At 67.3% G+C, this 342-nt stretch carries 1 pseudogene; it reads left to right on the top strand.

Annotated elements, in window-relative coordinates:
- A pseudogene (locus tag GWG67_RS38915) lies at positions 1-342 on the top strand (IS5/IS1182 family transposase); the annotation flags it as partial.

Here is a 342-nt window from a genome sequence, read left to right as displayed (position 1 = left end):
ATCAAGGGGCTCAACCGCCTGGCGAGAAGGCACGCCGTCAGGCTGCGGCAATCCTATTCTCGTGTGGCCAAGGCCGCCGCGATGATGGCGGGCCGCTACGCCCATGCCAAACAGTTCAGCCGGCATCAGCGGCAGTTGCGCATTCTGCGCAGCCGGCTCGGCCGCATCATCCGCGACATCCGCCGCAAGATCGAGGGCCAGCCGGCACTGGAGGAGGCATTCGCCCTCCCGCTTGGCCGGGCCGTGCAAATCCGCTCGCAGCAGCAGCGCCAGCGCGGCTGGAAGCTTTATTCCTTCCATGCCCCGGAGGTGGAATGCATCGGCAAAGGCAAGGCCGCCGCC

The sequence above is a fragment of the Bradyrhizobium sp. CSS354 genome (assembly GCF_029051725.1).
In the GTDB taxonomy this organism is placed as follows: Bacteria; Pseudomonadota; Alphaproteobacteria; order Rhizobiales; family Xanthobacteraceae; genus Bradyrhizobium.
The sequence above is the reverse complement of the archived record's forward strand: the minus strand, read 5'-3'. Positions and strand labels throughout refer to the sequence as shown.